The 4,844-nt window shown below is 34.7% G+C and carries 5 protein-coding genes; 2 read left to right on the forward strand and 3 right to left on the reverse strand.

Annotated elements, in window-relative coordinates; genetic code table 11:
• Both ABJI11_RS07050 and ABJI11_RS07055 read left to right on the forward strand, forming a co-directional pair.
• Nucleotides 1–1,369, forward strand: a 1,369-nt coding sequence (locus tag ABJI11_RS07050; protein WP_348350715.1) for a M1 family aminopeptidase, incomplete at its 5' end; no start/stop codon positions are given.
• A 2-nt stretch (nt 1,370–1,371) separates the two neighbouring features.
• Nucleotides 1,372–2,286, forward strand: a complete 915-nt coding sequence (locus ABJI11_RS07055) for a patatin-like phospholipase family protein (protein WP_036153933.1) — start codon at nt 1,372–1,374, stop codon at nt 2,284–2,286.
• Between the two features lie 93 nt (nt 2,287–2,379).
• Here the strand turns inward: ABJI11_RS07055 and ABJI11_RS07060 are convergent, their stop codons facing one another.
• The 3 genes from ABJI11_RS07060 to ABJI11_RS07070 all read right to left on the reverse strand — a co-directional run.
• Nucleotides 2,380–2,898: a hypothetical protein gene (locus tag ABJI11_RS07060; protein WP_276493218.1), complete on the reverse strand. Its 519-nt coding sequence runs from the start codon at nt 2,896–2,898 to the stop codon at nt 2,380–2,382.
• Nucleotides 2,899–2,980: 82 nt separating this feature from the next.
• Nucleotides 2,981–3,751 carry a hypothetical protein gene (locus tag ABJI11_RS07065; RefSeq protein ID WP_348350717.1) on the reverse strand — a complete coding sequence of 257 codons (771 nt, stop codon included), beginning with the start codon at nt 3,749–3,751 and terminating at the stop codon, nt 2,981–2,983.
• A gap of 25 nt (nt 3,752–3,776) precedes the next feature.
• On the reverse strand, nt 3,777–4,844 hold a 1,068-nt coding region (locus ABJI11_RS07070; RefSeq protein WP_348350719.1), incomplete at its 5' end, for an FMN-binding glutamate synthase family protein.

Consider the following 4,844-nt stretch of genomic DNA (forward strand, 5'->3'; position numbering starts at 1 on the left):
GTACACTAAAAAGATTTTTGACTTTTTAGAAAATGAAATTAGTGTAGAGTATCCTTGGCAAGATTATAAACAGGTACCTGTACATGATTTTTTATATGCAGGCATGGAGAATACAAGCGCAACTTTTTTCTCTGATGCCTATGTTATTGATTCCACTTCATTTGTTGATAGAAATTATGTTAATATCAATGCGCATGAATTGGCACACCAATGGTTTGGTAATTTGGTGACGGAAAAGAATAGCGAACATCATTGGTTACACGAAGGTTTTGCTACCTATTATGCATATCTGGCTGAAAAAGAAGTTTTTGGTGATGATTATTTCTATTGGAAATTATTCGACACAGCTAAAACATTACACGAGATATCTGAAAGGGGAGAAGGAGAGAGTTTATTGAATCCCAGGGCTAGTAGTCTTACGTTCTATGAAAAAGGAGCTTGGGCTTTAGCCGTTTTAAAAGATAAAATAGGTGAAACTGCTTTTAAAGAAGGTATAAAAACATACTTGGATAAATTTGAGTACCAAAATGTGACTGTTACCGATTTCATGGATGTGTTGGAAGAGACGAGTGGAAAAGATTTGAGTGAATTTAAAGAGGTTTGGTTGAAAGGAAAAGATTTTCCTGAAGAGAGCGCTAAACTCTTTTTGATGAAAAATAACGCTTCATTAAAAATGTTTTATACTCTAAAACATGATGATGATAGTACTTTTATTTCATCTGAAATTTTAAAGGACCCAGAACTTACTACTAGACTAAAGCTTGAATTACTCAAGTCAAAAGATGATATTTCTGAATTGGAACTTTCTTCTTTAATTGTAAGCGATGATATAAGAATACGACAATTTGCAGCTCAGAAAATGAGCAATATTTCAGAGGTTTCAAAAGAATTGGTTGAACCATTGTTATTAGATGATAGTTATATTACCAATGAATTAATGCTTTATAATTTATGGTCTAGTTTTGACTATTATAGAAGTACTTATTTAGAAAAAACTAAGGACATCGTTGGTTTGCCAAATAATAATGTGCGGTTACTTTGGTTAACATTAGCATTGTTTACGCCAGACTATAGACCTACAGAAAATGTTTATTTTCATCGAGAGCTTGTTGGTTATACAAATGGTATTTATAATCCAGAAATACGACAAACAGCTTTTCAATACCTTTCAGAAATAAAAGCACTTAATGGTGATGCGTATGCCAATCTAATAAAGGCGACGAACCATCATTCTTGGCAGTTTAGAAATTATGCAAGAAAGTTATTTGATACCTTGTGGAGCGACCAAGAACATAAAAAAGAAATTGAAAAGATTGTAAATCAACTAAATTCATCAGATTTGCGTTATCTTAAAACGAAATTAAATTAATAATGAAAGCATTAGTTATTTCTGGTGGTGGTAGTAAAGGAGCCTTTGCAGGTGGCGTTGCCCAATACCTTATTCAAGAAGAAGGAAGAAAGTATGATATTTTTGTGGGTACTTCTACCGGTAGTCTACTTATCTCTCATTTAGCACTAGGCAAACTAGATAAGATCAAAGAAATATATTCTAATGTCAATCAGAAAAGTATATTTAATAACTGTCCGTTTTTAGTTAAGAATATTCGTGGTAATGAAGAAATTTCAATTAATCATTGGAACGTGTTTAGAAACTTCATGACCGGTAAAAAGACCTTTGGAGAAAGTGAAAACTTGCGTAAGCTCATAGAAAATAGTTTAACTATTGAGGAGTTTGAAACTCTAAAGAACGGTGATTCTGATGTTGTAATAACCGTGTCTAATCTTTCATTAAATCAAGTAGAGTACAAGTCTATTAAAGATTGTACTTATGAAGATTATTGTGATTGGATCTGGATATCGGCCAACTATACACCATTTATGAGTTTAGTGCGCAAAAACTATTGTGAATATGCCGATGGTGGTTTAGGTAGTATTGTACCTATTGAAGAAGCAATAAAAAGAGGTGCTACAGAAGTAGATGTCGTTGTGCTTCATACGGAAGTCAACTACATGAACAGGGTCGCTTCGCGTAATCCTTTTGAGTTGATTACAACGATGATGAGTTTTATTTTAGATAGAATTGAGCATCAGAATATCAGAATTGGAAAATTGGTTGCCAATCAAAAAAATGCAATCATCAATCTGTTTTACACACCAACGATATTAACGACCAACTCTTTAATTTTTGATAAGGCAAAGATGACACTGTGGTGGAAGCGGGGTTACCTTTACGCAAAGAATAAGAATGAAGAAACGAATCCTATTGAACCCAATGAACATGAATAAATATTATAATGTAGTTCATTGGTAATGATATAAAACGAAAAAAGCTTTCCATATAGAAAGCTTTTTTTATTCTTGTAAAGACTATTTAATCAACTACCATAAATCGCCAATTTCTCTTTTTACAAAAGATAGGGCGGTAGCTGAAGGTGAAGTTTTATCCATAGTTTCATTAAGGATATCTTCCCTTAATTTATCTGCAGTTTCTGTATTGCTCATGGCTGCTTTTCTAATCATTTGTATCGTAGCACTTTTTGCAGCTTTAATAACGTTCCAGCATTCATCTGTCATATAGATTTGCTGAGAAAGGTTATGTTCAAATTCAGTTTCAACGCTTTTAATCAATAGATTTTCGTAAGCGTTTTTATCATCACTTTGTGGAGCAACACGAACTACCAAGCTAGGTATTGCTATGCGTTCTAAAAATAACGCCATTCTCTCATAAGCTTGTAAGCGTACTGGTAAGGTATCTTTTTGTGAGTCTTTATGTAATAGAAAACGCCTTCTTCCTTCTTCATTATTAGTGTGCATTCTAAAAAAATAGAAAGCAATGGCACCAGTAATTACAGAGGGTATTAAATAAGCGAAAAGTTGAAAAATTTGGTCGGAGTTCATTTTTTAATTAGTTATTATTTACGAAATAAGAACGTCCAAATTTCTCAATTAGTATAGTGGTTTATCGATGAAATGCTTAAAATTAGTTTTTAGCGTCTCCCTTCGCCATATCATAAAATGCTTTATAATCTGGTTGAAACTTTATTTGTAGTGATTCGCGTAAGCCTCCATCTTGCCCAACAGCCACAATTCTTTCTCCGTTAACACCAAAATCTTTAATTAAAATACTGGCAATAGCAGTGGCTTGCTGTAATGCTATATTCATTTCACCTGTAATATTAAGGCTTGCAACTGTAATGACACTTTTTGGATTTGCATTTGCAACCTTAGCTAAATTCTCGATCCAAGTTCTAGATTCGCTAGAAGGGTTAATACCAACACCATCTGTAAAGAAGAAGTCTAATTTTTCTGAAATAACTACAGAACCATCGGTTACACCAACTTTTGCATTTTCACCTAGTACTTGTTTTGCATTGGTCAATATCACAACCGCTGTAGAATCATTACTGGCAACGGCATCGGTTACACCTTTCAGCTGCTTTTCTTTTCTTTCTAATGCAGCCATGGTTTTATTGATATTCTCTGAATTCTGACTAGATAATGCAGCAAAACTATTTAAGTTCTTCATTAACGTAGCGTTTGCATCTTGCAATTCTGTTACTTGAGACTGGTATTCATCTGAGCGTTGGTCTGCAAGTTTCTCATTGCGTTGAGATGTGCTTACCATTTTGGAAATAGAATCTAGTTTAAATTTTAATTCTTGATTTTGCTCAATCAATTCACTTTTTTTCTGAGCCTGAATTGTGCTTAACCCTAAAAGGAATAAAGAAGCACCTATAAAAAATCGTTTCATAGTAATATGCATTAAATAGTTTAATCTAAATTTTGCCGCCAAGATACGAACAGTCTTTTAAATCTTGAACTCCCGTGAACGGTACTTTCGCTTTATTATACCCGTAAGTAGAAGCTAAACTTTTATTTAGGTCGTTGTCATCTACGTTGACCTGAACATCATCCATAGTAAATTGACTTGGGTGCTCATAGCCTGCAGCATGCGTTATTTCTAAAAACTCTTTTCTGAAAGTAGTGAAATATTGTGCTAACCTATCTGATTTTAATGGCACATTTATACCTTTTTGCAACCATTTGCTTTGCGTAGCAATACCCGTTGGGCAAGTATTGTTGTGGCAAGCTTGTGCCTGTATACAGCCAATACTCATCATGGCCTCACGAGCAACATTTATACAATCTACCCCCATGGCAAATGCCATAGCCGCTTTTGCAGGAAAGCCTAATTTTCCAGAACCAATAAAAACAATTCGTTCTGTAAGTTTTCTGTTCAAGAATACTCTGTACAGACTTGAAAAGCCATATACCCATGGTAAAGAAACATGATCGGCGAATGAAGGGGGAGCTGCACCAGTACCACCTTCACCACCATCTACGGTGATGAAATCAGGTCCTTTTCCTGTTTCTAACATAATATCAGCCAATTCTTCCCATTGATCTAATTTTCCTATGGCTCCTTTAATTCCTACAGGTAAGCCTGTTTCATTGGCAATATTTTCTATGAGTGCCATTAACTCGGTTACATTAGAAAAAGCTTTATGCGTTGCAGGGGATAATACATCTTTACCTACTTCAACACCTCTAATTTCAGCCAGTTCTGGAGTAATTTTTGCGCCAGGTAGAACCCCTCCTTTTCCTGGTTTCGCACCTTGAGATAATTTTATTTCAATAGCTTTAATACACGGATTGTCTTCTACCAGCTTTTTCATTTTCTCCATAGAGAAGTTGCCGTCTTCAGTTCTTACTCCAAAGTAACCGGTACCAAAATGAAATACGATATCACCACCATGCTTGTGATAAGGAGATAAGCCACCTTCGCCGGTATTATGATAAGCACCTGATTTTTGGACACCTTTATTCATGGCTTCGACCGCAGC

The sequence above is a fragment of the Maribacter sp. genome (assembly GCF_039968975.1).
GTDB lineage: Bacteria > Bacteroidota > Bacteroidia > Flavobacteriales > Flavobacteriaceae > Maribacter.